At 39.5% G+C, this 25640-nt stretch carries 40 protein-coding genes; all 40 read left to right on the forward strand.

What is annotated here, in order from left to right:
* Positions 1-193: 193 nt before the first annotated feature.
* The 40 genes from rpsJ (at position 194) to AC4E8C_RS00885 (ending at position 25608) form a co-directional block, all read left to right on the forward strand.
* Complete coding sequence (gene rpsJ, locus AC4E8C_RS00690) at positions 194-502, forward strand: 30S ribosomal protein S10 (protein WP_007085291.1); 309 nt, start codon at positions 194-196, stop codon at positions 500-502.
* A gap of 38 nt (positions 503-540) precedes the next feature.
* Positions 541-1167, forward strand: a complete 627-nt coding sequence (gene rplC, locus AC4E8C_RS00695) for a 50S ribosomal protein L3 (RefSeq protein ID WP_490209474.1) — start codon at positions 541-543, stop codon at positions 1165-1167.
* Positions 1168-1197: 30 nt separating this feature from the next.
* On the forward strand, positions 1198-1821 hold the full coding sequence (rplD, locus tag AC4E8C_RS00700) for a 50S ribosomal protein L4 (protein ID WP_490209475.1): 624 nt from the start codon (positions 1198-1200) through the stop codon (positions 1819-1821).
* Positions 1821-2105, forward strand: coding sequence for a 50S ribosomal protein L23 (gene rplW / locus AC4E8C_RS00705; RefSeq protein WP_490209477.1), 285 nt, complete (start codon positions 1821-1823; stop codon positions 2103-2105). The genes rplD and rplW overlap by 1 nt, the downstream gene beginning before the upstream one ends.
* Before the next feature lie 29 nt (positions 2106-2134).
* Positions 2135-2965: a 50S ribosomal protein L2 gene (gene rplB, locus AC4E8C_RS00710; RefSeq protein WP_490209478.1), complete on the forward strand. Its 831-nt coding sequence runs from the start codon at positions 2135-2137 to the stop codon at positions 2963-2965.
* A gap of 60 nt (positions 2966-3025) precedes the next feature.
* Complete coding sequence (gene rpsS, locus AC4E8C_RS00715; RefSeq protein ID WP_090640257.1) at positions 3026-3304, forward strand: 30S ribosomal protein S19; 279 nt, start codon at positions 3026-3028, stop codon at positions 3302-3304.
* 17 nt (positions 3305-3321) lie between these two features.
* Positions 3322-3663, forward strand: a complete 342-nt coding sequence (gene rplV, locus AC4E8C_RS00720; RefSeq protein WP_490209480.1) for a 50S ribosomal protein L22 — start codon at positions 3322-3324, stop codon at positions 3661-3663.
* Between the two features lie 3 nt (positions 3664-3666).
* Positions 3667-4323, forward strand: a complete 657-nt coding sequence (gene rpsC, locus AC4E8C_RS00725; RefSeq protein ID WP_490209482.1) for a 30S ribosomal protein S3 — start codon at positions 3667-3669, stop codon at positions 4321-4323.
* A gap of 2 nt (positions 4324-4325) precedes the next feature.
* Complete coding sequence (gene rplP, locus AC4E8C_RS00730; protein WP_490209483.1) at positions 4326-4760, forward strand: 50S ribosomal protein L16; 435 nt, start codon at positions 4326-4328, stop codon at positions 4758-4760.
* A complete protein-coding gene (rpmC, locus tag AC4E8C_RS00735) occupies positions 4750-4950 on the forward strand; it encodes a 50S ribosomal protein L29 (RefSeq protein ID WP_098533209.1) in 201 nt (66 codons plus the stop codon). The genes rplP and rpmC overlap by 11 nt, the downstream gene beginning before the upstream one ends.
* 23 nt (positions 4951-4973) lie before the next feature.
* A complete protein-coding gene (gene rpsQ / locus AC4E8C_RS00740) occupies positions 4974-5237 on the forward strand; it encodes a 30S ribosomal protein S17 (protein ID WP_490209485.1) in 264 nt (87 codons plus the stop codon).
* Positions 5238-5276: 39 nt separating this feature from the next.
* On the forward strand, positions 5277-5645 hold the full coding sequence (gene rplN / locus AC4E8C_RS00745; protein WP_490209487.1) for a 50S ribosomal protein L14: 369 nt from the start codon (positions 5277-5279) through the stop codon (positions 5643-5645).
* 36 nt (positions 5646-5681) lie between these two features.
* On the forward strand, positions 5682-5990 hold the full coding sequence (gene rplX, locus AC4E8C_RS00750; RefSeq protein ID WP_335513421.1) for a 50S ribosomal protein L24: 309 nt from the start codon (positions 5682-5684) through the stop codon (positions 5988-5990).
* 28 nt (positions 5991-6018) lie between these two features.
* Positions 6019-6558 (forward strand): 50S ribosomal protein L5, encoded by a 540-nt coding sequence (gene rplE / locus AC4E8C_RS00755; RefSeq protein ID WP_160725568.1) that lies wholly within the window; start codon positions 6019-6021, stop codon positions 6556-6558.
* Positions 6559-6584: 26 nt separating this feature from the next.
* Complete coding sequence (rpsN, locus tag AC4E8C_RS00760; RefSeq protein ID WP_007085277.1) at positions 6585-6770, forward strand: 30S ribosomal protein S14; 186 nt, start codon at positions 6585-6587, stop codon at positions 6768-6770.
* Positions 6771-6800: 30 nt separating this feature from the next.
* The gene (rpsH, locus tag AC4E8C_RS00765; protein ID WP_490209490.1) at positions 6801-7199 is read left to right on the forward strand and encodes a 30S ribosomal protein S8; all 399 of its coding nucleotides are present in this window, start codon (positions 6801-6803) and stop codon (positions 7197-7199) included.
* A gap of 33 nt (positions 7200-7232) precedes the next feature.
* Entirely contained in the window at positions 7233-7769 is a 537-nt protein-coding gene (gene rplF / locus AC4E8C_RS00770) for a 50S ribosomal protein L6 (RefSeq protein ID WP_490209491.1), read from the forward strand.
* 32 nt (positions 7770-7801) lie between these two features.
* Positions 7802-8164: a 50S ribosomal protein L18 gene (gene rplR / locus AC4E8C_RS00775; RefSeq protein WP_490209493.1), complete on the forward strand. Its 363-nt coding sequence runs from the start codon at positions 7802-7804 to the stop codon at positions 8162-8164.
* A gap of 24 nt (positions 8165-8188) precedes the next feature.
* A complete protein-coding gene (rpsE, locus tag AC4E8C_RS00780) occupies positions 8189-8689 on the forward strand; it encodes a 30S ribosomal protein S5 (protein ID WP_490209495.1) in 501 nt (166 codons plus the stop codon).
* A gap of 13 nt (positions 8690-8702) precedes the next feature.
* Complete coding sequence (gene rpmD / locus AC4E8C_RS00785; RefSeq protein WP_490209497.1) at positions 8703-8882, forward strand: 50S ribosomal protein L30; 180 nt, start codon at positions 8703-8705, stop codon at positions 8880-8882.
* 32 nt (positions 8883-8914) lie between these two features.
* On the forward strand, positions 8915-9355 hold the full coding sequence (gene rplO / locus AC4E8C_RS00790) for a 50S ribosomal protein L15 (protein WP_490209498.1): 441 nt from the start codon (positions 8915-8917) through the stop codon (positions 9353-9355).
* Positions 9355-10650, forward strand: coding sequence for a preprotein translocase subunit SecY (secY, locus tag AC4E8C_RS00795; RefSeq protein ID WP_490209500.1), 1296 nt, complete (start codon positions 9355-9357; stop codon positions 10648-10650). Before rplO ends, secY begins: the two co-directional genes overlap by 1 nt.
* A gap of 59 nt (positions 10651-10709) precedes the next feature.
* The gene (locus AC4E8C_RS00800) at positions 10710-11360 is read left to right on the forward strand and encodes an adenylate kinase (RefSeq protein ID WP_490209502.1); all 651 of its coding nucleotides are present in this window, start codon (positions 10710-10712) and stop codon (positions 11358-11360) included.
* A 276-nt stretch (positions 11361-11636) separates the two neighbouring features.
* On the forward strand, positions 11637-11855 hold the full coding sequence (infA, locus tag AC4E8C_RS00805) for a translation initiation factor IF-1 (protein WP_034676129.1): 219 nt from the start codon (positions 11637-11639) through the stop codon (positions 11853-11855).
* A 41-nt stretch (positions 11856-11896) separates the two neighbouring features.
* Positions 11897-12010, forward strand: coding sequence for a 50S ribosomal protein L36 (rpmJ, locus tag AC4E8C_RS00810; protein ID WP_000868344.1), 114 nt, complete (start codon positions 11897-11899; stop codon positions 12008-12010).
* Between the two features lie 21 nt (positions 12011-12031).
* Positions 12032-12397, forward strand: a complete 366-nt coding sequence (gene rpsM, locus AC4E8C_RS00815; RefSeq protein ID WP_490209505.1) for a 30S ribosomal protein S13 — start codon at positions 12032-12034, stop codon at positions 12395-12397.
* Between the two features lie 22 nt (positions 12398-12419).
* Positions 12420-12809 (forward strand): 30S ribosomal protein S11, encoded by a 390-nt coding sequence (gene rpsK, locus AC4E8C_RS00820; RefSeq protein ID WP_026574109.1) that lies wholly within the window; start codon positions 12420-12422, stop codon positions 12807-12809.
* 178 nt (positions 12810-12987) lie between these two features.
* Positions 12988-13932, forward strand: coding sequence for a DNA-directed RNA polymerase subunit alpha (locus tag AC4E8C_RS00825; protein WP_490209507.1), 945 nt, complete (start codon positions 12988-12990; stop codon positions 13930-13932).
* Between the two features lie 56 nt (positions 13933-13988).
* Positions 13989-14351 (forward strand): 50S ribosomal protein L17, encoded by a 363-nt coding sequence (gene rplQ, locus AC4E8C_RS00830; protein WP_490209509.1) that lies wholly within the window; start codon positions 13989-13991, stop codon positions 14349-14351.
* A 358-nt stretch (positions 14352-14709) separates the two neighbouring features.
* Positions 14710-15549 (forward strand): energy-coupling factor ABC transporter ATP-binding protein, encoded by an 840-nt coding sequence (locus AC4E8C_RS00835; RefSeq protein WP_490209511.1) that lies wholly within the window; start codon positions 14710-14712, stop codon positions 15547-15549.
* Positions 15525-16394, forward strand: coding sequence for an energy-coupling factor ABC transporter ATP-binding protein (locus tag AC4E8C_RS00840; protein WP_490209513.1), 870 nt, complete (start codon positions 15525-15527; stop codon positions 16392-16394). Before AC4E8C_RS00835 ends, AC4E8C_RS00840 begins: the two co-directional genes overlap by 25 nt.
* On the forward strand, positions 16391-17188 hold the full coding sequence (locus AC4E8C_RS00845; RefSeq protein WP_490209514.1) for an energy-coupling factor transporter transmembrane component T family protein: 798 nt from the start codon (positions 16391-16393) through the stop codon (positions 17186-17188). Before AC4E8C_RS00840 ends, AC4E8C_RS00845 begins: the two co-directional genes overlap by 4 nt.
* A 12-nt stretch (positions 17189-17200) precedes the next feature.
* Positions 17201-17941: a tRNA pseudouridine(38-40) synthase TruA gene (truA, locus tag AC4E8C_RS00850; RefSeq protein WP_490209516.1), complete on the forward strand. Its 741-nt coding sequence runs from the start codon at positions 17201-17203 to the stop codon at positions 17939-17941.
* A gap of 315 nt (positions 17942-18256) precedes the next feature.
* Complete coding sequence (rplM, locus tag AC4E8C_RS00855; RefSeq protein WP_490209518.1) at positions 18257-18694, forward strand: 50S ribosomal protein L13; 438 nt, start codon at positions 18257-18259, stop codon at positions 18692-18694.
* Between the two features lie 22 nt (positions 18695-18716).
* The gene (gene rpsI / locus AC4E8C_RS00860) at positions 18717-19109 is read left to right on the forward strand and encodes a 30S ribosomal protein S9 (RefSeq protein WP_490209520.1); all 393 of its coding nucleotides are present in this window, start codon (positions 18717-18719) and stop codon (positions 19107-19109) included.
* A 289-nt stretch (positions 19110-19398) separates the two neighbouring features.
* A complete protein-coding gene (locus tag AC4E8C_RS00865; protein WP_490209522.1) occupies positions 19399-20115 on the forward strand; it encodes a GntR family transcriptional regulator in 717 nt (238 codons plus the stop codon).
* Between the two features lie 411 nt (positions 20116-20526).
* Positions 20527-21882 (forward strand): MFS transporter, encoded by a 1356-nt coding sequence (locus tag AC4E8C_RS00870; RefSeq protein ID WP_490209524.1) that lies wholly within the window; start codon positions 20527-20529, stop codon positions 21880-21882.
* A 398-nt stretch (positions 21883-22280) separates the two neighbouring features.
* Positions 22281-23651: an MFS transporter gene (locus tag AC4E8C_RS00875; RefSeq protein WP_490209526.1), complete on the forward strand. Its 1371-nt coding sequence runs from the start codon at positions 22281-22283 to the stop codon at positions 23649-23651.
* 299 nt (positions 23652-23950) lie between these two features.
* Positions 23951-24592, forward strand: coding sequence for a bifunctional 2-keto-4-hydroxyglutarate aldolase/2-keto-3-deoxy-6-phosphogluconate aldolase (locus AC4E8C_RS00880; RefSeq protein ID WP_490212427.1), 642 nt, complete (start codon positions 23951-23953; stop codon positions 24590-24592).
* A 2-nt stretch (positions 24593-24594) separates the two neighbouring features.
* Entirely contained in the window at positions 24595-25608 is a 1014-nt protein-coding gene (locus tag AC4E8C_RS00885) for a PfkB family carbohydrate kinase (protein ID WP_490209528.1), read from the forward strand.
* Positions 25609-25640: the final 32 nt, after the last annotated feature.

A 25640-nucleotide genomic window follows, 5' to 3' on the forward strand; every position in this document is an offset into this window, starting at 1 on the left:
CTAAAGCATAAAGAAAAAACATATTAAGTGTTGCGTTTGCTCTATGTTTTATGTATAATAGACAATGTTGGTCTTTGACTGCGATGATGTGGGAGGTTGCTGACACACCCGGCCGCTTTGCCATGGCGCGTGTGTGGGAAATTTCCACAGAGTATGTCTATTTTGAAAATAGGCGAATAAAGGAGGGAAAATAATGGCAAAACAAAAAATTCGTATCCGTTTAAAAGCATATGATCACAGGATTCTTGATCAATCTGCTGAAAAGATTGTTGAAACAGCAAAACGTTCAGGTGCGGCAGTTTCGGGTCCAATCCCGCTTCCAACTGAAAAGTCTGTTTACACGATTCTACGTGCGGTTCATAAGTACAAAGATTCTCGTGAACAATTTGAAATGCGGACACATAAGCGTCTAATCGACATCGTTAACCCAACACCACAAACGGTTGATGCGTTAATGCGTTTAGATTTACCATCTGGCGTTGATATTGAAATTAAACTTTAATCAAATAAACAATTATAAAATTAGGAGGTGTGACTTACATGACCAAAGGAATCTTAGGAAGAAAGATTGGTATGACTCAAGTATTTGCAGAAAACGGAAACTTAATTCCTGTAACTGTAGTTGAGGTAGCTCCAAACGTTGTTCTTCAAAAGAAATCAGTTGATAGCGACGGATATGTGGCAGTTCAAGTTGGTTTTGAAGATAAACGTGAAAAGTTATCAAACAAACCTGAAAAGGGACATGTTGCAAAAGCAAATACTGCTCCTAAGCGCTTCGTTCGCGAATTCCGCGGAGATGACTTAGCAGCATATGAAGTTGGTCAAGAAGTCAAAGTTGATATTTTCGCTGCAGGCGATATCGTAGATGTAACAGGAATCTCAAAGGGTAAAGGTTTCCAAGGTGTTATCAAACGCCACGGACAATCACGCGGCCCAATGGCTCACGGTTCACGTTATCATCGTCGTCCTGGTTCAATGGGACCTGTTGCTCCAAACCGTGTATTTAAAGGTAAAAACTTACCTGGACGTACTGGTGGGGACCAAATCACTGTTCAAAACCTTGAAGTAATTAAAGTGGATGCTGAACGCAATCTTATTTTAATTAAAGGTAACGTTCCAGGAGCTAAAAAAGCTTTATTAAAAATCAAAGGTGCGGTTAAAGCATAAGTAACTTTGTAAGAAAGGAGGAACAAAGGAATGCCTAAAGTAGCATTATTAAACCAAAACGGTTCACAAGTTGGTGATATCGAACTTAATGAAGCAGTTTTTGGTATTGAGCCTAACCAACACGTTTTATTTGAAGCAATCATTATGCAAAGAGCTTCATTACGTCAAGGTACTCATAAAACAAAAATTCGTTCTGAAGTAGCAGGCGGTGGCCGTAAGCCATGGCGTCAAAAAGGAACTGGCCGTGCACGTCAAGGGTCAATTCGTTCACCACAATGGCGCGGGGGTGGTACTGTATTCGGTCCAACACCACGCAGCTACAGCTATAAATTACCGAAAAAAGTTCGTCGCTTAGCGATCAAATCTGCACTTTCAAGTAAAGTGTTAGAAGAAAACATCTTGGTACTTGAAAGCCTAGCTTTTGAAGCACCAAAAACAAAAGAATTCAAAACAGTATTAGGTGGTCTTTCTGTTGAGAAGAAAGCACTTATCGTTACTGCTGACCTAGATGAAAACGTAGCATTATCTGCACGTAACATTCCTGGTGTAACAGTTGTAACTGCTGATGGAATTAACGTATTAGACGTTGTAAATCATGAGAAATTGATCATGACTAAAGCAGCGGTTGAAAAAGTAGAGGAGGTGCTTGCATAATGGATGCACGCGATATTCTTAAGCGCCCCGTTATCACTGAACGTTCTACTGACTTAATGTCTGAAAAGAAATATACGTTTGAAGTTGATGTTAGAGCTAACAAAACTCAAGTCAAAGATGCTGTTGAAGAAATCTTCGGCGTTGATGTTGAAAAAGTTAACATCATGAACTACAAAGGTAAATTCAAGCGTATGGGTAAATTCGGCGGTTACACAAACAAACGTCGTAAAGCAATTGTAAAATTAACTGCTGACAGCAAAGAAATCGAAATCTTTGAAGCGTAAAAAGCTAACAAGAAGAGGAGGGAAATAAAATGGCGATTAAAAAGTACAAACCTACCTCCAATGGTCGTCGCGGAATGACTACTTCTGATTTCGCAGAAATCACAACTAGCACTCCAGAAAAGTCTCTATTAGCTCCATTAAAGAGCAAAGGCGGCCGTAATAACCAAGGTAAGTTAACTGTTCGTCATCAAGGTGGCGGCCATAAGCGTCAATATCGTTTAATTGACTTTAAACGTAATAAAGATGGCATTCCAGGACGCGTTGCTACTATTGAGTACGATCCAAATCGTTCTGCAAATATTGCATTAATTAATTATGTTGATGGAGAAAAGCGTTATATCTTAGCTCCTAAAAACTTAGAAGTTGGTATGGAAGTTATGTCAGGCCCAGAGGCTGATATTAAAGTGGGTAATGCACTTCCACTAGCTAATATTCCTGTTGGTACAGTTGTACACAACATCGAATTAAAACCAGGAAAAGGCGGCCAGTTAGTACGTTCTGCTGGAACAAGCGCACAAGTACTTGGTAAAGAAGGTAAATACGTATTAGTACGTTTAACTTCTGGTGAAACTCGTATGATTCTTGCTGAGTGCCGTGCATCTATCGGTCAAGTAGGTAACGAACAACACGAACTTATCAACATTGGTAAAGCAGGTCGTTCTCGTTGGTTAGGCAAACGCCCAACAGTACGTGGATCTGTAATGAACCCTAACGATCACCCACACGGTGGTGGTGAAGGACGTTCACCAATCGGACGTAAGTCACCTATGTCTCCATGGGGCAAACCAACTCTTGGATTCAAGACTCGTAAAAAGAAAAATAAGTCTGATAAATTTATCGTACGTCGTCGTAAAAAATAACGGGACTTTGCTACGGTTCACGAGTAGAACCGTAGAACAGTCACGAAGGGAGGTTCCTTCATGGGTCGCAGCTTGAAAAAAGGACCATTTGTTGATGATCATTTAATGGTTAAGGTCGAAAAATTAAATGAAACGGAAGGCAAACAAGTTATTAAAACTTGGTCACGCCGTTCTACGATTTTCCCACAATTTATTGGCCACACTATCGCAGTTTATGATGGTCGCAAACATGTGCCTGTATATGTTACTGAAGACATGGTAGGACACAAACTTGGAGAATTTGCTCCAACACGTGCTTACAAAGGCCATGGTAATGATGACAAGAAAACAAGACGTTAAGAGAGGAGGGCATCCAAATGCAAGCTAAAGCTGTTGCAAGAACAGTTCGTATTGCTCCTCGTAAAGCACGTTTAGTCGTTGATTTAATCCGAGGTAAGCAAGTTGGTGAAGCGGTGGCTATTTTAAATCTTACGCCTAAGTTTGCTTCTCCAATCGTGGAAAAAGTATTAAAATCTGCTATGGCAAATGCTGAGCACAACTACGAAATGGACGTTAACAATCTAGTTGTAGCACAAGCATTCGTTGACGAAGGACCAACATTGAAACGTTTCCGTCCTCGCGCTATGGGCCGTGCAAGCCAAATTAACAAACGCACAAGCCACATTACAATCGTTTTAACAGAAAAGAAGGAGGGATAAGCCGTGGGTCAAAAAGTAAATCCAGTCGGTATGCGTATCGGAATCATTCGTGATTGGGAATCTAAATGGTACGCAGGCAAAGACTTCGCTACACTTTTACACGAAGACCTTAAAGTTCGTGAGTATATCACGAAGCGTTTAAAAGATGCTTCTGTTTCTAAAGTAGAAATCGAACGTGCTGCTAACCGTGTGAATGTTACAATTCATACAGCAAAGCCTGGTATGGTTATCGGTAAGGGCGGTACTGAAGTTGAAGCACTTCGTAAAGCTTTAAATCAATTAACTGGCAAACGAGTTCATATCAACATCCTTGAAATCAAGAGAGCTGATCTTGATGCGAAACTAGTTGCTGAAAATGTTGCTCGTCAATTAGAAAACCGTGTATCTTTCCGTCGTGCTCAAAAGCAAGTTATTCAACGTGCTATGCGTGCTGGTGCGAAAGGTATCAAAACACAAGTATCTGGTCGTCTTGGCGGCGCAGACATTGCTCGTGCTGAACATTACAGTGAGGGAACTGTTCCACTTCACACATTACGTGCGGATATCGACTATGCTACTGCTGAAGCTGATACTACTTATGGTAAGCTAGGCGTTAAAGTATGGATCTATAAGGGAGAAGTCCTTCCTACTAAGAAGAAAAATGCGGAAGGAGGCAAATAATCATGTTATTGCCAAAACGCGTAAAATATCGCCGTCAACACCGCGGAAACATGCGTGGTCAAGCTAAAGGCGGTACTGAAGTAACTTTCGGTGAATACGGCCTACAAGCTTTAGAAGCTTCTTGGATCACAAACCGTCAAATCGAGGCTGCTCGTATTGCGATGACACGTTACATGAAACGTGGCGGTAAAGTTTGGATTAAAATATTCCCACATAAACCTTACACTGCTAAACCTCTAGAAGTACGGATGGGTTCCGGTAAAGGGGCACCTGAAGGCTGGGTAGCTGTTGTTAAACCAGGGAAAATTATGTTTGAAATTGCGGGCGTTCCTGAAGAAGTAGCTCGTGAAGCACTTAGACTTGCAATGCACAAACTTCCTGTTAAATGTAAGTTTGTAAAACGAGAAGAAATTGGTGGTGAATCAAGTGAAAGCTAATGAACTACGTGAACTTACCACTGCTGAAATTGAACAAAAAGTTAAATCATTAAAAGAAGAGCTTTTCAACCTTCGCTTTCAATTGGCGACAGGACAACTTGAAAACACAGCACGTATTCGTGAAGTACGCAAATCGATTGCTCGCATGAAGACTGTTGTTCGTGAAAGAGAAATCAGCGTTAATAAGTAATTACCTGAGAGGAGGTTCACACTATGAGTGAACGCAACCAGCGCAAAGTTTACACTGGACGCGTAGTTTCTGACAAAATGGATAAAACCATTACTGTTCTTGTTGAAACATACAAAAAGCATCCGTTATACGGTAAACGCGTTAAATACTCTAAAAAGTTTAAAGCTCATGATGAGCAAAATACAGCGAAAACCGGCGATGTAGTACGTATTATGGAAACTCGTCCGCTTTCAGCGACTAAACGTTTCCGTTTAGTTGAAGTAGTAGAAAAAGCAGTTATTATTTAATGGTTCGGATTATGTTCATTCCGAAGGGAGGTTACACACATGATTCAACAAGAATCACGTTTAAAAGTTGCTGATAACTCTGGTGCTCGTGAAGTACTTACGATAAAAGTTCTTGGTGGTTCTGGTCGCAAAACTGCTAATATTGGTGATGTGATCGTTGCTACAGTTAAACAAGCAACACCAGGTGGCGTTGTTAAAAAAGGTGACGTTGTTAAAGCTGTTATTGTCCGTACAAAAACAGGTGCTCGTCGTCCTGATGGTTCTTACATTCGTTTTGATGAAAACGCATGTGTTATTATCAAAGACGATAAGAGCCCGCGTGGAACTCGTATCTTCGGACCAGTTGCTCGTGAACTTCGTGACAACAACTTTATGAAAATTGTATCTTTAGCTCCAGAAGTATTATAATTTTAAAATCAATTGCCTTTAAGGAGGTGCTTACTGATGCATGTGAAAAAAGGCGACAAGGTCAGAGTTATTTCTGGCAAGGATAAAGGTAAAACAGGAGTGATCCTAGCAGCTTATCCTAAAGACAGCCGTGTACTAGTGGAAGGTGTTAATATTGTGAAAAAACACTCTAAACCTTCTCAAGTGAATCCACAAGGCGGAATTATCAGCTTTGAGGCTCCTATTCATGTGTCAAACGTTATGCCTATCGACCCTAAATCAGGTAACCCAACTCGTGTAGGTTACACAACGGTTGATGGCAAAAAAGTACGCGTAGCAAAATCCGGTGAAGTATTAGATAAATAGTTTATAAAAGAAGGGAGGTACTAATTACATGAACCGCCTAAAAGAAAAATTTGTTAAAGAAGTTACTCCTGCTCTAATGAGCAAGTTCAACTATAAATCAATTATGGAAGTTCCAAAACTTGAAAAGATCGTTATCAACATGGGTGTCGGCGATGCAGTAGCAAACGCTAAAGCACTTGATAATGCAGTTGAGGAATTAGCAACTATTACAGGTCAAAAGCCTGTTGTAACACGTGCGAAAAAATCTATCGCTGGCTTCCGTCTACGTGAAGGTATGCCAATCGGTGCAAAGGTTACACTTCGCGGTGAGCGCATGTACGAATTCTTGGATAAATTAGTTTCCGTATCTTTACCTCGTGTTCGTGACTTCCGTGGTGTTTCTAAAAAAGCATTCGATGGTCGCGGTAACTATACATTGGGTATTAAAGAACAATTAATCTTCCCTGAAATTGATTACGATAAAGTAAGCAAAGTTCGTGGTATGGATATCGTTATCGTAACGACTGCAAACACTGATGAAGAATCACGTGAACTTTTAACTCAATTTGGAATGCCATTCCAAAAGTAATCGTTAAATAAAAGGGAGGCGAAAACGTGGCTAAAAAGTCAATGATTGCGAAACAACAACGCACGCCTAAATTCAAAGTACAAGAGTACACACGCTGCGAACGTTGCGGACGTCCACACTCTGTATACCGTAAATTTAAGCTTTGCCGTATTTGTTTCCGTGAATTAGCATACAAAGGACAAATTCCTGGTGTCAAAAAAGCTAGCTGGTAAAACTAGAAGTTTGGGAAGGAGGTAAAAATAATGGTCATGACAGATCCTATTGCTGATATGCTTACTCGCATTAGAAATGCGAACATGGTGCGTCACGAAAAATTAGAAGTGCCTGCTTCTAATTTGAAAAAAGAAATTGCTGAAATTTTAAAGCGCGAAGGTTTCGTTCGTGATGTTGAGTATATCGAAGACAACAAACAAGGAATCATCCGTATCTTCTTAAAATACGGTGCAAATAACGAACGTGTTATTACTGGTCTTAAGCGCATAAGCAAGCCTGGACTTCGAGTTTATGCAAAATCAAATGAGGTGCCACGCGTACTTAACGGTCTTGGTATCGCATTAGTCTCAACATCAACTGGTGTTATTACTGATAAAGAAGCTCGTGCAAAACAAATCGGCGGAGAAGTTTTAGCATACGTTTGGTAATCGAGTTTTTGAATGAATGGAGGTGCTACTTAAATGTCACGCGTAGGAAAAAAACCAATTGAAATTCCAGCAGGAGTTACTGTTACTTTAAACGGTAGTACTGTAACAGTTAAAGGGCCTAAAGGCGAATTAACTCGTACTTTTAATCCTGATATCACAATTAACATTGAAGAAAACCTAGTAACAATCACTCGTCCATCTGACGTGAAGGAACACCGCGCATTGCACGGTACAACTCGCGCAGTAATCGCGAACATGATTGAAGGCGTATCTACAGGCTTCACAAGAGGCTTAGAGTTAATCGGGGTTGGATACCGTGCTCAAAAGCAAGGTAACAAACTTGTATTAAACGTAGGTTACTCACATCCAGTTGAAATTGAACCAGAAGCTGGACTTGAAATCGAAGTACCCGCAAATACAAAGATTGTTATTAAAGGTACTGATAAAGAACGTGTTGGTGCATTAGCTGCCAATATCCGCGGAGTTCGTCCTCCAGAGCCTTATAAAGGAAAAGGTATCCGTTACGAAGGCGAATTTGTTCGTCGTAAAGAAGGTAAAACTGGTAAGTAATGCCGCATAAGTAAACGAAAGGAGTGACGTAAATGATTACGAAGCAAGATAAGAACGCTACTCGCAAGAAAAGACACGCTCGTGTTCGTGCGAAACTTAGCGGTACTTCTGCTCGTCCACGTCTAAATGTGTTCCGTTCAAACAAGCACATTTATGCGCAGGTGATCGATGACTTGAATGGAGTCACTTTAGCAAGTGCTTCTACAATGGAAAAAGATTTCGGTCTTGAATCTACAAGTAACGTTGAAGCTGCACAAAAGGTCGGAGAATTAGTTGCAAAACGTGCTGTTGAAAAAGGGATTTCTGCTGTTGTATTCGACCGTGGAGGATACCTTTATCATGGACGTGTGCAAGCATTAGCTGATGCAGCACGCGAAAACGGCTTACAATTTTAATAGACAAAGGAGGGACACAAAAAGATGCGTCGTATTGATCCAAACAAACTTGAACTTGAAGAACGCGTAGTTACGGTTAACCGTGTTGCGAAAGTTGTTAAAGGTGGACGTCGTTTCCGTTTCTCTGCTCTTGTAGTAGTTGGGGATAAAAACGGTCATGTCGGGTTCGGCACTGGTAAAGCACAAGAAGTACCAGATGCAATCCGTAAAGCCATCGAAGATGCAAAGAAAAACTTAGTCGAAGTACCAATGGTTGGAACTAGTATTCCACACCAAGTAATTGGACGCTTTGGTGCTGGTGAAATTCTCTTAAAACCTGCTTCTGAAGGTACTGGAGTAATCGCTGGTGGACCAGTTCGTGCCGTACTTGAATTAGGCGGGGTAGCTGATATCCTTTCTAAATCACTTGGAACAAACACTCCGATTAATATGGTTCGTGCAACAATTGATGGATTAAAACAATTAAAACGTGCTGAGGACGTAGCGAAATTACGTGGTAAATCAGTAGAAGAACTGTTAGGATAAGGAGGGAAATCAAATGGCGAAACTATTAATTACCCTCAACCGCAGCGTAATTGGTCGCCCTGAGGACCAACGTGAAACAGTTAAAGCTTTAGGATTACGCAAATTAAATCAAACAGTTGAGCATCAAGATAACGCTGCTATTCGCGGTATGGTTAATAAAGTTGCTCACCTTGTAACAGTTAAAGAACAATAATTGATTCTTTTCTTTCATAAGGAGGTGCCAATATGAAACTTCATGAATTAAAACCTGCAGAAGGTTCTCGTCACGAACGCAAACGTTTAGGTCGTGGAATCGGTTCAGGACAAGGTAAAACAGCTGGTAAAGGTCATAAAGGTCAAAACGCTCGTTCTGGTGGCGGTGTACGCCTTGGATTTGAAGGTGGACAAACACCTTTATATCGTCGTTTACCAAAACGTGGTTTTACCAACATTAGCCGCAAAGAGTTCGCTATTGTGAATCTTGATGCTTTAAACCGCTTTGAAGAAGGTACAGAAGTTACTCCAGAACTTCTTATCGAAACAGGAGTGGTTAGTAATGAAAAAGCAGGAATCAAGATTCTTGCTAAAGGTACGTTAGAGAAAAAGTTGACTGTAAAAGCTAACAAATTCTCCTCTGCTGCTAAGGAAGCGATCGAAGCTGCTGGTGGAACTACTGAGGTGATCTAATGTTCCAGACAATCTCCAATTTTATGCGCGTGGGTGAGATTAGACGTAAAATCATATTCACCCTTTTAATGTTAGTAGTATTTCGACTAGGTACGTTTATTCCGGTACCAAATGTAAATGCCGATGTTCTTGCAAGCCAAGATAAGCTAAGTGTGTTTGGGATCTTAAATACCTTTGGAGGTGGAGCATTAAAACAATTCTCCATCTTTGCAATGGGTATTATGCCGTATATCACTGCTTCGATTATTATTCAGCTTTTACAAATGGATGTCGTACCGAAATTTACGGAATGGTCTAAGCAAGGTGAATCAGGCCGTCGTAAGATTGCTCAATTCACACGTTATTTCACAGTTGTGCTTGGATTTATCCAAGCATTAGGTATGTCATATGGTTTTAACAACCTAGCTAGTGGCCAATTAATTGAAAACCCTGGTATTGGTACGTATTTGTTGATTGCAGTAACTTTAACTGCAGGTACTTCATTTTTGATGTGGCTTGGCGAGCAAATTACTGAAAAAGGTGTGGGAAATGGTATTTCTATCATTATCTTTGCAGGTATTGTTGCCGGTATGCCTAGTACGATTAATCAAATCTATGTACAGCAGTTTGAAAATGCTGGCGAAGCATTATTTTTACGTATTGTAACAGTATTGCTCATCGCTATTGCGGTGATTGCGATTGTTGTTGGTGTTATTTTCATTCAACAAGCCAATCGTAAGATCCCTATTCAATATGCAAAGCGTATGGTAGCAGGCCGTAATCCTGTTGGTGGACAGTCTACACACATGCCGTTAAAAGTTAATGCTGCAGGTGTAATTCCAGTTATCTTCGCGGTTTCGTTTATTGTAACACCAAGAACGATTGCTTCATTCTTTCCAACAAATGATGTAACGCTATGGATTACTAAGAATTTAGATTACTCTCATCCAATTGGGATGACGCTTTATGCGGCTTTAATTATCGCGTTCACTTATTTCTATGCTTTTATCCAAGTTAACCCTGAACAAGCAGCGGAGAACTTACAGAAGCAAAGCGGCTATATTCCTGGAATACGTCCAGGTAAGAGCACACAGGAATACTTAACTCGCGTTTTATATCGATTAACTTTTGTAGGTGCAATCTTCCTTACTATTATTGCTGTACTTCCAACTATTTTTATTAAAATAGCGAATTTACCGCAATCTGCTCAAATTGGAGGAACAAGTTTGTTGATCGTTGTCGGCGTTGCGCTTGACACCTATAAACAACTTGAGGCCCAACTTGTTAAGCGTCACTATAAAGGCTTTATAAAATAAAAGGTTTTAGGGACCTTTTTGGCCCCTGAAACCATTAATAGCACGAGGGGGGAACACGTGTGAATTTAGTATTAATGGGGCTTCCAGGTGCAGGTAAAGGCACCCAAGCTGAAAGAATCGTCGAACAATACGGCATCCCTCATATCTCAACTGGAGATATGTTCCGTGCAGCGATGAAAGAAGGAACAGAACTAGGATTACAAGCTAAATCATTCATGGATAAAGGCGAACTTGTTCCGGATGAAGTAACAATCGGTATTGTTCGTGAGCGGTTAAGCAAGGAAGACTGTCAAAAAGGCTTCTTACTAGATGGTTTCCCTAGAACTGTACCTCAAGCAGATGCTTTGGAAAATCTTTTAGCTGATTTAAATAAAAAGATTGATTATGTCATTAATATCAATGTTGATAAAAGTATTTTAATGGAACGTTTGACAGGTCGTCGAATCTGTAAGGAATGTGGATCAACCTATCATTTAGTTTTTAATCCTCCTGCAAAAGAGGGTGTCTGTGATAAGTGTGGCGGAGAGCTATACCAACGTGCAGATGATAACGCTGAAACCGTTCAAACACGATTAGACGTTAATATCAAACAACAAGAACCATTATTAACTTTTTATGAAATAAAAGGCTATCTTCGTACGATTGATGGCCAGCAAGATATAAAAAAGGTATTTGCTGATATCGAACAATTACTTGAGGACTTACATTAATGGTCATTAGTACAAATCGTGCGAGCGACTCTCGAACAACTCTTCAAAAGAAGTCAAAAGTATGTGGAAGAAAATAGCTTTTCTATTGTACTGAGTATGTAGGGCCGAGAGTTGGGCAAGACTTACATGATGAATTGGTTATTCCAAGTTATGTAGAAATTACTTGCGGACAGAAGACAAACAATATGTTACTATTATAAGGTTGCTATTGTTGTACGATTGAAGATGTATTTGTATTTTCCAACACTATTTTTGAAAGAGAAGGGAGACGAGACGATGGCCAAAGACGATGTAATTGAAATTGAAGGTAAAGTACTTGAAACTTTGCCAAACGCCATGTTTAAGGTAGAATTAGAAAATGGTCATACTGTGCTAGCTCATGTTTCTGGTAAAATTCGTATGCATTTTATTCGAATTCTTCCTGGCGACAAGGTAACTGTTGAGCTTTCTCCATATGACTTAACTCGCGGCAGAATTACCTACCGCTTCAAATAAACTGCTTGCTTGCACTCCGTACTATTAAGGAGGTTAGGATAATGAAAGTAAGACCATCTGTTAAACCGATCTGCGAAAAGTGCAAAGTTATCCGTAGACGCGGAAAAGTTATGGTTATCTGTGAAAACCCTAAACATAAACAAAAACAAGGTTAATTTTAAGGAGGTGCGCTCATTATGGCACGTATTGCTGGTGTAGATATTCCACGTGAAAAGCGTGTAGTTATCTCTTTGACTTACATTTATGGTATTGGTAAAGCTACTGCACAAAAAGTTTTAGCAGAAGCAGGCGTTTCTGAAGAAACACGTGTACGTGATTTAACAGAAGACGAATTAAACAAAATCCGTGACATCATCGACAAGTTAAAAGTCGAAGGTGATCTTCGCCGTGAAATTTCTCTTAACATTAAGCGTTTAATGGAAATCGGCTGCTACCGCGGATTACGTCATCGTCGTGGTTTACCGGTTCGTGGACAAAATACGAAAAACAACGCTCGTACACGCAAAGGTCCTCGTAAGACTGTTGCGAACAAGAAGAAGTAATCGGCAAAGGAGGTTAATTTAAATGGCACGTAAAACTAATACACGTAAACGTCGTGTTAAAAAGAATATTGAATCAGGTATCGCACATATTCGTTCAACTTTTAACAATACGATTGTAACTATCACTGATGTTCATGGTAATGCAATTTCTTGGTCAAGTGCTGGTGCGCTTGGATTTAAAGGTTCTCGTAAATCTACTCCATTCGCTGCCCAAATGGCTGCTGAAACTGCTGCTAAAACATCCATTGAACACGGTATGAAAACTTTAGAAGTTACTGTTAAAGGACCTGGTGCAGGCCGTGAAGCTGCAATCCGTGCTCTTCAAGCTGCTGGTCTTGAAGTAACTGCTATTAAAGACGTTACACCTGTTCCTCATAATGGATGCCGTCCACCAAAACGTCGTCGCGTTTAATTTTTTCTGTATAGATTTTGTATCATATGTCTATAATGGGATATGATATTAATTTTTTGCACTATTACAGAAGATTTATTCCAGTTGTTGTGCACAAAACGGGAACGTAAACATGGGGGAATTTCAATTAGTGACTAAATCTAATTGAGGTTTCGACGTTTTGAAGGAGGGTTATTTGATGATCGAAATAGAAAAACCAAAAATCGAAACGATTGAGATCAACGATGATTCCAAGTACGGGAAATTCGTCGTAGAGCCACTTGAGCGTGGATATGGTACCACTTTGGGTAACTCCTTACGTCGTATCCTACTATCTTCACTCCCAGGTGCCGCTGTTACATCGATTCAAATCGATGGGGTGCTTCATGAGTTCTCAACAATTGAAGGCGTCGTAGAGGATGTAACATCCATCATTTTAAACATTAAGAAATTAGCTTTAAAAATCTACTCTGATGAAGAGAAAACACTTGAAATTGATGTTCAGGGTGAAGGTCCTGTTAAAGCAGGTAACATTACACACGACAGTGATGTTGAGATTCTAAATCCAGACCTTCATATCGCTACATTGGCTTCAAATGGTCATCTTCGCATGCGATTAACAGCAAGACGCGGTCGTGGGTATACACCAGCTGAACAGAACAAAAGGGAAGATCAGCCAATTGGTGTGATTCCGATTGATGCGATTTATACGCCGATTTCTCGTGTGTCCTATCAAGTAGAAAATACTCGTGTTGGTCAAATGGCAAATTACGACAAGCTAACGCTAGATGTTTGGACAGATGGCAGCACTGGGCCTAAAGAAGCGATTGCTCTTGGTTCGAAAATTTTGACCGAGCATTTGAACATTTTCGTCGGGTTAACGGATGAAGCTCAAAATGCTGAGATTATGATTGAAAAAGAAGAAGATCAAAAAGAAAAAGTTTTAGAAATGACTATTGAAGAACTGGATCTTTCTGTTCGTTCTTATAACTGCTTAAAACGCGCTGGCATCAACACTGTTCAGGAATTAGCTAATAAGACTGAAGAAGATATGATGAAAGTTCGTAACTTAGGCCGCAAATCACTCGAAGAAGTGAAGGCAAAACTAGAAGAGCTTGGATTAGGCTTACGTAAGGACGACTAGTCTTTTGTAAATGCTTATAATCCGTTTTACGACTTCAACAAAGGAGGGAACCCTTCATGGCATACAGAAAGTTAGGACGCACAAGTGCACAGCGTAAAGCTATGCTACGTGATTTAACTACAGATTTAATTATTAACGAGCGCATCGAAACAACAGAAACTCGTGCGAAAGAACTTCGCTCAACTGTTGAAAAAATGATCACTTTAGGTAAACGCGGGGATATTCATGCTCGTCGTCAAGCTGCTTCTTACGTTCGTAATGAAGTTGCAAATGCTGAAAATGGTCAAGATGCTGTACAAAAACTTTTCGCTGATATCGCTCCACGTTATACTGAGCGTCAAGGTGGATACACTCGTATTATGAAACTTGGACCTCGCCGCGGTGACGGTGCGCCAATGGTTATTATCGAGTTAGTTTAATACACTTAACAGACAACAAGGGCGCTGGACAGTTTACAAAACAAACTTGTTCTTTGCCCTTTTTCTGTAAGGACAACTTTTATATACGCTAGTCACAAGCCAAAACGAGTGTCATGATGAGCGCGACTCCGGTTAGCCGGTGCATTGTTTTTTCTTCAAAGGATGTAAACGGTTCATACCGGTACATTCTTCGCGTCTCGTCTAGCTCATGCACCTCCTCCCATTTCTTTTTTAAGAAATCCTTTTTTTCGCAGTGAATACGTGCTGCATAGGGACGAGGTGCGGGCTTTTTTTGTTATAATGGATAATAATTCTTGTAATAAGAGCAGAGTACAGTCTAGCTAGGGAGAATGGCGCAATGAAAAAGTCAATTGTATCTCTTAAAGGAGTATCTTTTCAATATGACTCACAGGAACGATATGCCTTAAAAAATGTAACCTTTGATATTTATGAAGGGGAATGGCTGGCGATTGTCGGACATAATGGGTCTGGAAAATCAACCATGGCAAAATTATTAAACGGTCTTCAGTTTCCTCAAGAAGGTGAAATCACTATTGATCATCTGCAGCTGAATGAGGAAACAATTTGGGATGTTAGAAGAAAAATAGGCATGGTCTTTCAGAACCCAGATAACCAATTTGTTGGTACAACCGTACAGGATGACGTGGCTTTTGGTTTAGAAAATAATGGGATACCTAGAGAAGATATGGTCCAACGTGTTCAAGATTCATTAAAGAGAGTAAAAATGGATCAATTTCTAGATCAAGAGCCCCACCATCTATCTGGTGGACAGAAGCAACGGGTGGCGATCGCGGGAGTATTAGCCTTAAGACCAGCTATTATTATTCTTGATGAGGCAACTTCCATGCTAGACCCAAGAGGACGGGAAGAGGTATTGGAAACAGTTAGACTTCTTAAAGAGGAGAAGGCCTTAACCGTCATTTCCATTACACATGACCTTGATGAGGCAGCAAAAGCGGATCGAATCATTGTGATGAATAGGGGAGAAGTATTTCGCGAAGGGACACCAGAAGAAATCTTCTCAATGGATGAACAATTGATTCAATTAGGCTTAGATATTCCATTCTCAGTGAAAATGAGTAAGGCATTCCGCCAAAAAGGAATCAATCTATCGAAGCATTATTTATCAGAAGAAGAGTTGGTGACAGAGCTATGGACATCTCGCTTCAGCATGTAGACTATCGGTATCAGGCCAATACACCGTTTGAAAGGCTCGCTATTGAGGATGTATCGATTGATATTCCTTCAGGCACCTATATGGCGATCATAGGCCATACTGGTTCGGGGAAGTCGACAGTACTGCAGCATTTAAATGCTTTGCTGCAGCCTTCTAAAGGGACAGTTAAAATTGGCGAACATGATATAAAAGCACAGCAAAAAAATAAGAATTTAAAGTCAGTCCGGCAAAGAGTGGGGATTGTGTTTCAATTTCCTGAACATCAGCTATTTGAAGAAACGGTTGAAAAAGATATTATTTTTGGACCGTTAAACTTTGGCGTATCTGAAACAGTAGCAAAGGAACGCGCCCGTCTGGCATTGAAGCAGGTTGGTCTTTCAGAGGAAATACTTGAAAAGTCACCATTTGATTTATCCGGTGGACAGATGCGCCGTGTCGCAATCGCAGGTGTTTTAGCTATGGAGCCCGATGTCATTGTCTTGGACGAGCCGACAGCTGGTTTAGACCCAAGAGGACGAAGAGAAGTTATGGACATGTTTTATGCTCTTCATAAAGAAAGACAGCTATCCACCATTTTGGTCACTCACAGTATGGAGGATGCGGCTAAATATGCCGACCAGATTGTCATTATGCAGCAAGGCAAGGTAGTAAAAAAGGGGACACCAGAGGAAATCTTTTCAGCCCCGGTTGAATTAGTAGAAATGGGTCTCGATGTTCCTGAAGTGGTACGTTTTCAACTAAAGTTTGAAGAAAAAATGGGCATAAAACTAGATAAAATCTATCTCTCTATCGAAGAGTTGTCCGACGCAGTTACAGAGCTTTTAAGAAGAGGTGTACGGACATGATGGAAAAAATGATTTTTGGCCGTTATGTACCTGCTGACTCGACCATTCATAAAATGGATCCTCGCTCCAAAATACTGATTATATTTCTTTTTGTATGTATTATTTTTCTAGCAAATAATGTGATGACCTATGCACTCATTGGAATTTATACCTTTTACATGCTTGGTATGTCCCGAATCCCTGTACGTTTTTTATATGGAGGGTTAAAACCAGTCTTATGGTTGGTTTTATTTACATTACTATTACAGTTATTCTTCACAAAGCAAGGAAACATTATATTTGAAATGGGTCCAGTGAAAATATATGAAGAAGGATTGAGACAGGGGGTTTTTATCTCACTGCGGTTCTTCCTCTTAATCTTAATGACGTCTTTATTGACGTTAACAACGAGCCCGATTGAAATTACCGATGGAATGGAGGCACTTTTGCATCCATTAAAAAGAGTTCGTTTTCCAGTTCATGAAATGGCCTTAATGATGTCCATATCATTACGCTTTATCCCAACGTTAATGCAAGAAACTGACAAGATCATGAAGGCTCAAATTGCCCGTGGAGTAGAATTTGCCAGCGGCCCGATTAAAGAACGCATTAAAGCGGTTATTCCGCTCTTAATTCCCTTATTTGTCAGTGCCTTTAAACGTGCGGAGGAGCTGGCGATTGCAATGGAGGCCCGTGGCTACCGCGGCGGAGAGGGACGGACGAAATACCGTCAGTTAAGCTGGAAAACAGCCGACACTCTGCAGATCGTTATTTTAGCCATTCTAACGATTCTTTTAATTTTATTACGTTCATAATGGAGCGAAATCATGCAAAGGTATAAGTGTATTATTTCCTATGATGGCTCAGGATTCTCTGGGTATCAGGTACAGCCGAATAAACGAACAGTACAATCCGAACTGGAAGCTGTTTTAGCAAAAATGCATAAGGGTGAACAGATCAAAGTATCTGCCTCGGGGCGAACGGACGCTGGGGTCCATGCTAAGGGACAGGTCATTCACTTTGATTCATCTCTTCCTATTGAAGAGAAAAAGTGGGAAATGGCCTTGAATTCCATGTTACCCGAGGATATCTCTGTACTGTCTGTCAAAAGGGCTAGTGCGACCTTTCACGCCCGTTTTGACGCTGTGGGAAAGGAATACCACTATGTTCTGCAGCTTTCGTCGAAAAGGAACCCTTTTCGGCGTCATTTTGCCTATCATTATCCTTATAATCTAAATATTGAAGCCATGCAGGAGGCAAGTAATTTTTTCCTCGGAACCCATGACTTTACTAGTTTTTGTTCAGCAAAGACGGAAGTGGAAGACAAAGTTCGAACCATTGAGTCCATTGACTTTATCCCAGATGGTAATTTGTTGACACTACGGTTTATTGGAAATGGCTTTTTGTATAATATGGTCCGTATTCTGGTTGGAACACTGTTAGAGGTAGGGGCAGGAGACCGTAAACCAGAGGATATCCCTGCTATTTTAGGAAATAAGGACAGGCGCATTGCCGGTAAGACGGCCCCGGCTCAAGGATTGTATTTAATGCAGGTGTTTTATGAATAATATTTTTATTGTCTAGCACAAGCCGCCCAGCGACTAGTGTACTTCGCTAACGGGCGCTGCCGCTTTTTTATAAACAACCTAACCTGGTGTAACATTTTCTTGACAATTTGGGTAGTAGAATTTATTATATTATATGTGTGTGTTTTTAATACCACGATAAAGCCCCGGAAAGTCTTCATCGTGATTGGAAATATATGAATTGAAATTAACCGCACAAAGGCATTAGTTGTTCATTCCCGGAACAGAATGATCATTAATCGCTTATAAGAGTGCGAAAACCATAATCTTTAATGGATTTAATTAGGAGGGAAATTAATGCGTACAACGTTTATGGCAAATGCCAACAATATCGAGCGTAAATGGTACGTGATTGATGCTGAAGGCCAAACTCTTGGTCGTCTTGCTTCTGAAGTAGCAGCAATCTTACGTGGTAAAAACAAACCAACTTTTACACCACATGTTGACACTGGTGATCATGTGATTATTCTTAACGCATCTAAAGTAGAACTAACTGGTAAAAAATTAACTGACAAGATTTACTACCGTCACACAATGCACCCAGGTGGTTTAAAAACTAGAACAGCTCTAGAAATGCGTACAAACTATGCTGAGAAAATGATCGAGCTTGCTGTTAAAGGTATGCTTCCAAAGAATTCTCTTGGCCGTCAAACATTTAAAAAATTACATGTCTATGCTGGCAGCGAACATCCGCACCAAGCACAACAACCTGAAGTTTACGAACTTCGCGGTTAATTAAGAGGGAGGGACAAAAACTATGGCACAAGTTCAATATATTGGTACTGGCCGTCGTAAGAGCTCTGTCGCACGTGTGCGCTTAGTTCCAGGTACAGGTAAAATTGTAATTAATGGTCGTGAAATCGAAGAATATATCCCATTTGAAGCATTACGTGTTGTTGTAAGACAACCATTAGTAGCTACTGAAACTGTTGGCAGCTATGATGTTCTTGTAAACGTAAGCGGCGGTGGATACACTGGTCAAGCTGGCGCAATCCGCCACGGTATTGCTCGCGCATTACTTCAAGCAGATCCAGAATATCGTCCAACATTAAAACGCGCTGGTTTATTAACTCGTGACGCTCGTATGAAAGAACGTAAGAAATACGGTCTTAAAGGCGCTCGTCGTGCACCTCAGTTCTCAAAACGTTAATTTTTGGCGTTTCAAAGACTTCCAAGCTACTTGCTTGGGGGTCTTTTTTTATGCTAAAAGAAAGTTCTTTGCAACAGGTCTCTTCATTACATTTTGCCTGTTTTGTTACCGCTTACATATTATTGTTGTAAAATTAATTTTTGAATGCTAGTATACAAGTATCTTTAAGAAAAAGGAGGTACAAAATTGGCTTCTTTTTTCCATAGTATTGTATGATGATGTATACAATGCTATGATTGGGATAGAATTTTGAGTTCAAGTGAACGGTAAATTAGGGAGTGTACCATGTATGGTTACAATATCAGCAAGGCTGCCTCGTGAAAATAATAAAGAATATGCATATAGAGTCATAAAAGACTCCATTATGTCTTTAGAACTAGAACCAGGTAAGGCAATCAGTGAAATAGAACTAGCGGAAGCATTACAGCTATCTCGTACGCCAATTAGAGAGGTTTTGGCAAAATTGCGGGAAGAACATTTAGTAGAAGTAATCCCTCAAGTAGGAACATATATATCTAAAATTAACCCTCAATTAATTAAAGAAGCTTCTTTTATGCGGTACACATTGGAAAAAGAGGTATTAAAGCTATCGTGTGAGTCGTTTCCAAAAGCAAATTTATATGACTTAAAAAGAAATATGGCTCTTCAAGAGGAATTGATTGGAAAAAAAGGGATGGAACGCGAATTCCACAAGCTTGACAAAGAATTTCACTATACCATTTTTCAAGGGAATAAAAAGGAACATGTATGGGAAGCTATCACTAGGATAAGCACTCATTATAATCGAATTAGGCTGCTATCGGAGATGCAGCATAGCTTCGATGAAGCCATTGCCCAACATATGAGGATCGTTCAAATACTAGAAGAACAAGATTGTGATAAAGTAAAAGATATCGTAAGGGGCCATATAATCGAACCAATGAAACTTTGGGGGGATTTATTTAAGGAGGACAGTCCTTATATAAACTATTTTGAACTCCCTGAAAAGATACCAGTATTCCTATAATGTTTAGGAATACTGTTTTTTTTTGCCCAAAAGCTAGGAGTAAAAGAGAGTTGAAATGCAAGACTTTTTATTCATCCTGCTCTCATTTTTTTTAGAAATATGAACATATTGTTACCGTTTACAATTTTACTATTGCACAAATAAAATTCGCATGCTAGTATACTAGTATAAATAAAAGAAGGAGGGAAACCAAACACTTTAAACCAAATGACTAAGATGCTTACGTTCAATTAATAAACCGTATTAGCAATTTTAAATGCTTTTTATATCTAAAAATGAACAAGCAATCTTTAGATCTTGGTGATGAGTTATTTAATTGGTAAAAGTTTTTCTTCTTAGTTTTTGCAATATTGAATCAAATGTAACCGTTTTATTGACTGACAAATAATTATTATAGTAGGAGGAATAAACATGCGTCCTTTTGGTTTTAAAGACAAACTTGGTTATTTATTCGGTGATTTTGGAAACGATTTCTTCTTTATTCTAGTAATGTCATTTTTAATGGTATTTTACACAGATGTCTATCACCTTAATCCAGCTGCGGTTGGTGGTCTCTTTCTATTAGCAAGGTTATGGGATGCGATTGCAGACGTCACTTGGGGGCGTTTTATTGATACAAGAAAAGCAGGTAAAAATGGTAAGTTTAGACCATGGATTTTAAGAATGTCGGTTCCGCTCGTTGTTTCCGGTGTGTTAATGTTTGTTCATATTCCAGGTATGTCTAATGGATTCTACCTAGCATATGCCTATGTAACTTATATCTTATGGGGAACATTGTATAGTACAGTTAATATCCCTTATGGCTCAATGGCTTCAGTTATCTCAGGAGATCCTGTCGATCGTACAACTTTATCAAGCTGGAGAACGCTGGGAGCTCAATTGGCAGGTTTAGTGATTAACGTTGTAGGACCAATGATTTTGTTTGTAAATAATAAAGCAGATGCCAACCACTTTTTACTAGGTGCAATCATTTTCGGTGTACTAGCAATCGCTTGTTATATGGCATGCTACAAACTATCAGTTGAACGTATTACAATGGATGAAACAAATAAACCAAAAATTAATTTAGGCCAAACGATTAAAGGATTAGGAAAAAATAAACCATTAATAGTGTTCCTTATCGCATCTTTAACTTTCATGGTTTGCTTCATGTTAATTGGCGCAGTAAACGTTTATCTGTTTAAAGATTATTTCGGTAATGCAAAAGCATTAAGTATGGTTGGTCTTCTTCAATCAATTGCTGTATTTATTGGTATGCCAATGGTTAAGCCGTTAGTAGCAAAATTCGGTAAAAAGGAATTAGCTTCAGCAGGTCTCTTAATTGCAGCAGTTGTTTACGGTGTCTTATATCTGTTACCAAATCTAAATGCAACTCAGTTTATCTCGATCTTATTTGTAGCAATGTTCGGTTATGGATTGTTTAACCTAGTTATTTGGGCTTTCGTTACAGACGTAATTGATTACCATGAATATTTAACAGGTTTACGTGAAGACGGTACAGTTTATTCCATCTATTCCTTTGCTCGTAAAGTAGGACAAGCTGTCGCTGGTGGTGTTGGTGCTGCAGCAATTGGAGCAGTTGGTTATAATCCAAATCTTCCACACCAAACAGCAAGCACATTAAAAGGGATTCATACACTTGGAACCTTAGTCCCTGCTGTCATTCTAGCTGTTGTATTCTTATTGATTGTCTTCTTATATCCATTAAACAAAAAGCGTACAACTCAACTAGCTAGTGATTTAGCAACAAAAAGAAAAGCTGCTTAATCAGCTTGAAATAGAAAATAGTTAATAAAAGAGGCCAGATCCTATAAAGTAGAGGATCTGGCTTTTTTCTATTGTTTTTCCAGTGTTTGTCCTATCCCTTTTCTACTACTTACATCAGCTTAAATTGTAAACAAATTATGAACAAAGGTTTCCACTACTAGAAAATGATTAAAAAGTATGCTAGTATACAAGTATGTAAAGGAAGTGAGTAATTTAGACAATCAATAAGTGTTACTGCGAAACTTAGTCAGTATCCTATGAATTGTAAGCGTCTCTATTTTTTCTAATTGTCTCTAGGTTTTTATAAATAATAATTCAGTTCTTATTTAATGAACAAAATGAAACCGCTTTAAGCTCTTTAAAGCGTTATTACATCATCATCTTTGGAGGTTGACACAATGCGTCCTTTTGGTATGAAAGATAAACTTGGCTATTTATTTGGTGATTTTGGAAACGATTTCTTTTTCTTCCTCGTTAGTTCTTTTCTAATGGTTTACTATACTGACGTTTTTGGCATTAGTCCTGTGTTTGTGGGTACACTCTTTTTAATTGCCCGTTTATGGGATGCCTTTGCAGATGTCACATGGGGCCGTTTTATTGATACAAGAAAAACGGGTAAAAACGGAAAGTTTAAACCATGGATTTTTCGGATGTCGTTTCCACTTGTGATCTCAGGGGTGTTAATGTTCCTGCATATTCCAGGAATGTCGACTGGATTTTATGAGGCATATGCATTCGTCACCTATATTCTCTGGGGAACATTATATAGTACCGTTAATATTCCTTACGGTTCGATGGCTTCAGTTATTACAAATGATCCTGTTCAGCGGACAACCTTATCCACCTTCAGAACGATGGGATCAATGGCAGCACAATTAATAGTTGGTGCCGTGGGACCACTAATTGTATTTGTTGACAATAAGGCAGATGCTAACCGCTTTTTAATGGCAGGCGTACTTTTTGCTATTCTTTCACTTGCTTGCTACATGGCGTGTGTAAAGTTATCAACTGAACGAATCGTTGTAGCGGAAACTCAAGGAAAAAGGGCTAATTTTGGTACCACTATTAAGGGTCTATTGAAAAACAAGCCATTAATTTGGATTCTAATTGCCTCATTGCTATTTATGATCAACATGATGTTGATTGGAACCGTGAATGTGTACTTGTTTAAAGATTATTTCGGAAACGCAAAAGTATTAAGCTTTGTTGGGATTGTTCAATCCGTTTCAGCCTTTATTGCGATTCCATTTGCCAACCCGTTGGTTCGTAAATATGGAAAGAAGGAAATTGCCTCTGTAGGAATGGCTCTTGCTGCTATTGTTTATATCTTGTTATTTTTCCTTCCAAACATAAGTGCAACGGTATTTGTAGCCATCACAGCAATCGGAATGTTTGGATTTGCTTTCTTTAATATCGTTGTTTGGGCCTTTGTTACAGACGTTATTGATTATCATGAATTCTTAACAGGTTTAAGGGAAGATGGAACAGTGTACTCAATCTATTCTTTTGCCCGGAAAGTTGGTCAAGCAATCGCTGGAGGGCTTGGCGGAATTGTTATCGGTGCTGTTGGCTATAACGCGAACCGATCAGTTCAGCCGCAACACGTATTAAATGGAATTCACACCTTAGCAACGTTAATTCCAGCAGCAGTTTATGTTGTAATTTTTCTTATCTTGGTGTTCTTATATCCATTAACGAAAAAACGAACCAATCAACTGGCGGCTGATTTAACAGCAAGAAGAAAAACTGCTGACGTTGGGCAAAAGTAAGAACAACCTATTCGTTATAGTAATAAAAGTGTGTCTAAATAATTATTTTTTTAAAAATTGGTTAACTTTAATAGAAAAAATCTGATAAGTATGCTAGTATACAAGTATAAAATAAACAAAGTAATTTTGATAATTTCATCAATTTTCCAACGAAGTGTTTAACATGAATATTAGTATATTTTTACTAGTTTGTTTAACCCTAAATAATGATTGAAATGCTTGAAAGAGCTCTGCTATCAAAATGAAATAGTAAATGTATTTAAAGATTGATACTACTAAAAATGACGGGTGATTATATGTTGCAAAAATTTGAAACTCTGAATGAAATGCATAAAGGATACTTAGTTGCTGTTATTCGCGGTAAAAACAAAGAAGATGCGGTTGAAATTTCTAAACAGGCCTTTAAGGGTGGTATTCGTTCTCTTGAGGTTACATTTTCAACACCGGGTGCAGAAGATGCCATTGCTGAACTTTCTCGTTTAGGGGAGCCTGGAATGATTGTTGGCGCAGGAACCGTTTTAGATGCTGAAACAGCTAGAATTGCGATTATGAAGGGTGCACGCTATGTGGTTAGTCCGCATTTTGATGGTGCCATCGCGACCATGTGTAACCGCTATGCGACTCCATATTTGCCAGGCTGTGGATCCGTTACTGAAATTATGGAGGCACTTTCATACGGAGTCGATGTCGTGAAATTGTTCCCTGGAAGTTTAATGGGACCAGGATTTATTAAAGATGTAAAAGGACCGATTCCACATGTTGAATTAATGCCATCTGGCGGAGTAAGCCTGGATAATATCGATAAATGGATGAAGAATGGTGCCTTTGCAGTTGGGATTGGCAGTGCCTTAACAAAGGGTGTAGCAAATGGTGATTATAGCTCAGTCGAAAAGGTTGCCCGCGAGTTCATGGATAAGTTGGCTTCCATTAAGGCGGAATAATCATGAAAAAGGTAGTCACTCTTGGGGAAATTATGCTTCGGTTATCAGCACCTAATTATCAAAAGATTGTTCAAGCAAATTCTTTTGATGCGGTGTACGGCGGCGGGGAAGCGAATGTCGCTGTTTCCTTAGCAAAATTTGGACTATCCAGTTCTTTCGTGACAAAGCTGCCACAAAATGCAGTCGGAACGAGTGCAGAACAGCAGTTAAATCGGTTTGGTGTCCTGACCAACCATGTTCTGCATGGGGGAGATCGGCTGGGGATTTACTTTTTAGAAAAAGGATATTCTATCAGACCTACAAAGGTTTATTATGACAGGAAATATTCCGCTTTTGCCATGTCGAAGGCTGATGAATATGATTTCGACAGTATTTTTGCCGATGCCGATTGGTTTCATATCAGCGGAATAACACCGGCACTAAATGAAGATTTGTTTGACTTAACCAAAAAGTCATTAATCGCTGCGAAGGAAAAGGGCCTCACTACAAGTTGTGATCTCAATTACAGAAGTGCGTTATGGTCCTTTGAAAAAGCGCGTGAAAAGATGACCGAGTTAATTGAGTTTGTCGATGTATGTATTGGGATTGAACCATTAAAATTATTGGATGCAGCCGGAGAAGAGATGAAAGATAGGCTTCCTGAACATCCTAGCATCGATGATTATGCCAGAGTTATGGAAGAGCTTCATAAACAATATGGATTAAAATATGTGGCCATGACCAAAAGAGAGCATGTATCCGTTAATTGTAATAAATTACAGGCTTATCTGTTTGATGGCTCAAAGTTTTATCAGTCAACCGAAGTGGAAGTAGATATTATTGACCGAGTAGGTACAGGCGATGCCTTTTCTGCAGGAATGATTTATTCCTTAATTAGCGGCTTTGAGCCAGGGCAAGCCGTTGAATTTGCAACCGGTTGCTTTGCCCTCAAACACACCATCGAGGGAGATGCAAACTTAATTCCCATTTCCGATGTTGAAAAATATATGGAGCGCTCATTTTCTATTAATCGATAATGAGGGTAACGAAAGAACAAAAAGAGGGAGGT

Source organism: Neobacillus sp. SRL179 (assembly GCF_984799095.1).

Excerpts from the sequence above, each read along its gene's own strand:
- rpsJ (WP_007085291.1), top strand. The coding sequence starts at position 194 with ATGGCAAAACAAAAAATTCGTATCCGTTTAAAAGCATATGATCACAGG.
- rplC (WP_490209474.1), top strand. The coding sequence starts at position 541 with ATGACCAAAGGAATCTTAGGAAGAAAGATTGGTATGACTCAAGTATTT.
- rplD (WP_490209475.1), top strand. The coding sequence starts at position 1,198 with ATGCCTAAAGTAGCATTATTAAACCAAAACGGTTCACAAGTTGGTGAT.
- rplW (WP_490209477.1), top strand. The coding sequence starts at position 1,821 with ATGGATGCACGCGATATTCTTAAGCGCCCCGTTATCACTGAACGTTCT.
- rplB (WP_490209478.1), top strand. The coding sequence starts at position 2,135 with ATGGCGATTAAAAAGTACAAACCTACCTCCAATGGTCGTCGCGGAATG.
- rpsS (WP_090640257.1), top strand. The coding sequence starts at position 3,026 with ATGGGTCGCAGCTTGAAAAAAGGACCATTTGTTGATGATCATTTAATG.
- rplV (WP_490209480.1), top strand. The coding sequence starts at position 3,322 with ATGCAAGCTAAAGCTGTTGCAAGAACAGTTCGTATTGCTCCTCGTAAA.
- rplP (WP_490209483.1), top strand. The coding sequence starts at position 4,326 with ATGTTATTGCCAAAACGCGTAAAATATCGCCGTCAACACCGCGGAAAC.
- rpsQ (WP_490209485.1), top strand. The coding sequence starts at position 4,974 with ATGAGTGAACGCAACCAGCGCAAAGTTTACACTGGACGCGTAGTTTCT.
- rplN (WP_490209487.1), top strand. The coding sequence starts at position 5,277 with ATGATTCAACAAGAATCACGTTTAAAAGTTGCTGATAACTCTGGTGCT.
- rplX (WP_335513421.1), top strand. The coding sequence starts at position 5,682 with ATGCATGTGAAAAAAGGCGACAAGGTCAGAGTTATTTCTGGCAAGGAT.
- rplE (WP_160725568.1), top strand. The coding sequence starts at position 6,019 with ATGAACCGCCTAAAAGAAAAATTTGTTAAAGAAGTTACTCCTGCTCTA.
- rpsH (WP_490209490.1), top strand. The coding sequence starts at position 6,801 with ATGGTCATGACAGATCCTATTGCTGATATGCTTACTCGCATTAGAAAT.
- rplF (WP_490209491.1), top strand. The coding sequence starts at position 7,233 with ATGTCACGCGTAGGAAAAAAACCAATTGAAATTCCAGCAGGAGTTACT.
- rplR (WP_490209493.1), top strand. The coding sequence starts at position 7,802 with ATGATTACGAAGCAAGATAAGAACGCTACTCGCAAGAAAAGACACGCT.
- rpsE (WP_490209495.1), top strand. The coding sequence starts at position 8,189 with ATGCGTCGTATTGATCCAAACAAACTTGAACTTGAAGAACGCGTAGTT.
- rpmD (WP_490209497.1), top strand. The coding sequence starts at position 8,703 with ATGGCGAAACTATTAATTACCCTCAACCGCAGCGTAATTGGTCGCCCT.
- rplO (WP_490209498.1), top strand. The coding sequence starts at position 8,915 with ATGAAACTTCATGAATTAAAACCTGCAGAAGGTTCTCGTCACGAACGC.
- secY (WP_490209500.1), top strand. The coding sequence starts at position 9,355 with ATGTTCCAGACAATCTCCAATTTTATGCGCGTGGGTGAGATTAGACGT.
- infA (WP_034676129.1), top strand. The coding sequence starts at position 11,637 with ATGGCCAAAGACGATGTAATTGAAATTGAAGGTAAAGTACTTGAAACT.
- rpmJ (WP_000868344.1), top strand. The coding sequence starts at position 11,897 with ATGAAAGTAAGACCATCTGTTAAACCGATCTGCGAAAAGTGCAAAGTT.
- rpsM (WP_490209505.1), top strand. The coding sequence starts at position 12,032 with ATGGCACGTATTGCTGGTGTAGATATTCCACGTGAAAAGCGTGTAGTT.
- rpsK (WP_026574109.1), top strand. The coding sequence starts at position 12,420 with ATGGCACGTAAAACTAATACACGTAAACGTCGTGTTAAAAAGAATATT.
- AC4E8C_RS00825 (WP_490209507.1), top strand. The coding sequence starts at position 12,988 with ATGATCGAAATAGAAAAACCAAAAATCGAAACGATTGAGATCAACGAT.
- rplQ (WP_490209509.1), top strand. The coding sequence starts at position 13,989 with ATGGCATACAGAAAGTTAGGACGCACAAGTGCACAGCGTAAAGCTATG.
- AC4E8C_RS00835 (WP_490209511.1), top strand. The coding sequence starts at position 14,710 with ATGAAAAAGTCAATTGTATCTCTTAAAGGAGTATCTTTTCAATATGAC.
- AC4E8C_RS00840 (WP_490209513.1), top strand. The coding sequence starts at position 15,525 with ATGGACATCTCGCTTCAGCATGTAGACTATCGGTATCAGGCCAATACA.
- AC4E8C_RS00845 (WP_490209514.1), top strand. The coding sequence starts at position 16,391 with ATGATGGAAAAAATGATTTTTGGCCGTTATGTACCTGCTGACTCGACC.
- truA (WP_490209516.1), top strand. The coding sequence starts at position 17,201 with ATGCAAAGGTATAAGTGTATTATTTCCTATGATGGCTCAGGATTCTCT.
- rplM (WP_490209518.1), top strand. The coding sequence starts at position 18,257 with ATGCGTACAACGTTTATGGCAAATGCCAACAATATCGAGCGTAAATGG.
- rpsI (WP_490209520.1), top strand. The coding sequence starts at position 18,717 with ATGGCACAAGTTCAATATATTGGTACTGGCCGTCGTAAGAGCTCTGTC.
- AC4E8C_RS00865 (WP_490209522.1), top strand. The coding sequence starts at position 19,399 with ATGGTTACAATATCAGCAAGGCTGCCTCGTGAAAATAATAAAGAATAT.
- AC4E8C_RS00870 (WP_490209524.1), top strand. The coding sequence starts at position 20,527 with ATGCGTCCTTTTGGTTTTAAAGACAAACTTGGTTATTTATTCGGTGAT.
- AC4E8C_RS00875 (WP_490209526.1), top strand. The coding sequence starts at position 22,281 with ATGCGTCCTTTTGGTATGAAAGATAAACTTGGCTATTTATTTGGTGAT.
- AC4E8C_RS00885 (WP_490209528.1), top strand. The coding sequence starts at position 24,595 with ATGAAAAAGGTAGTCACTCTTGGGGAAATTATGCTTCGGTTATCAGCA.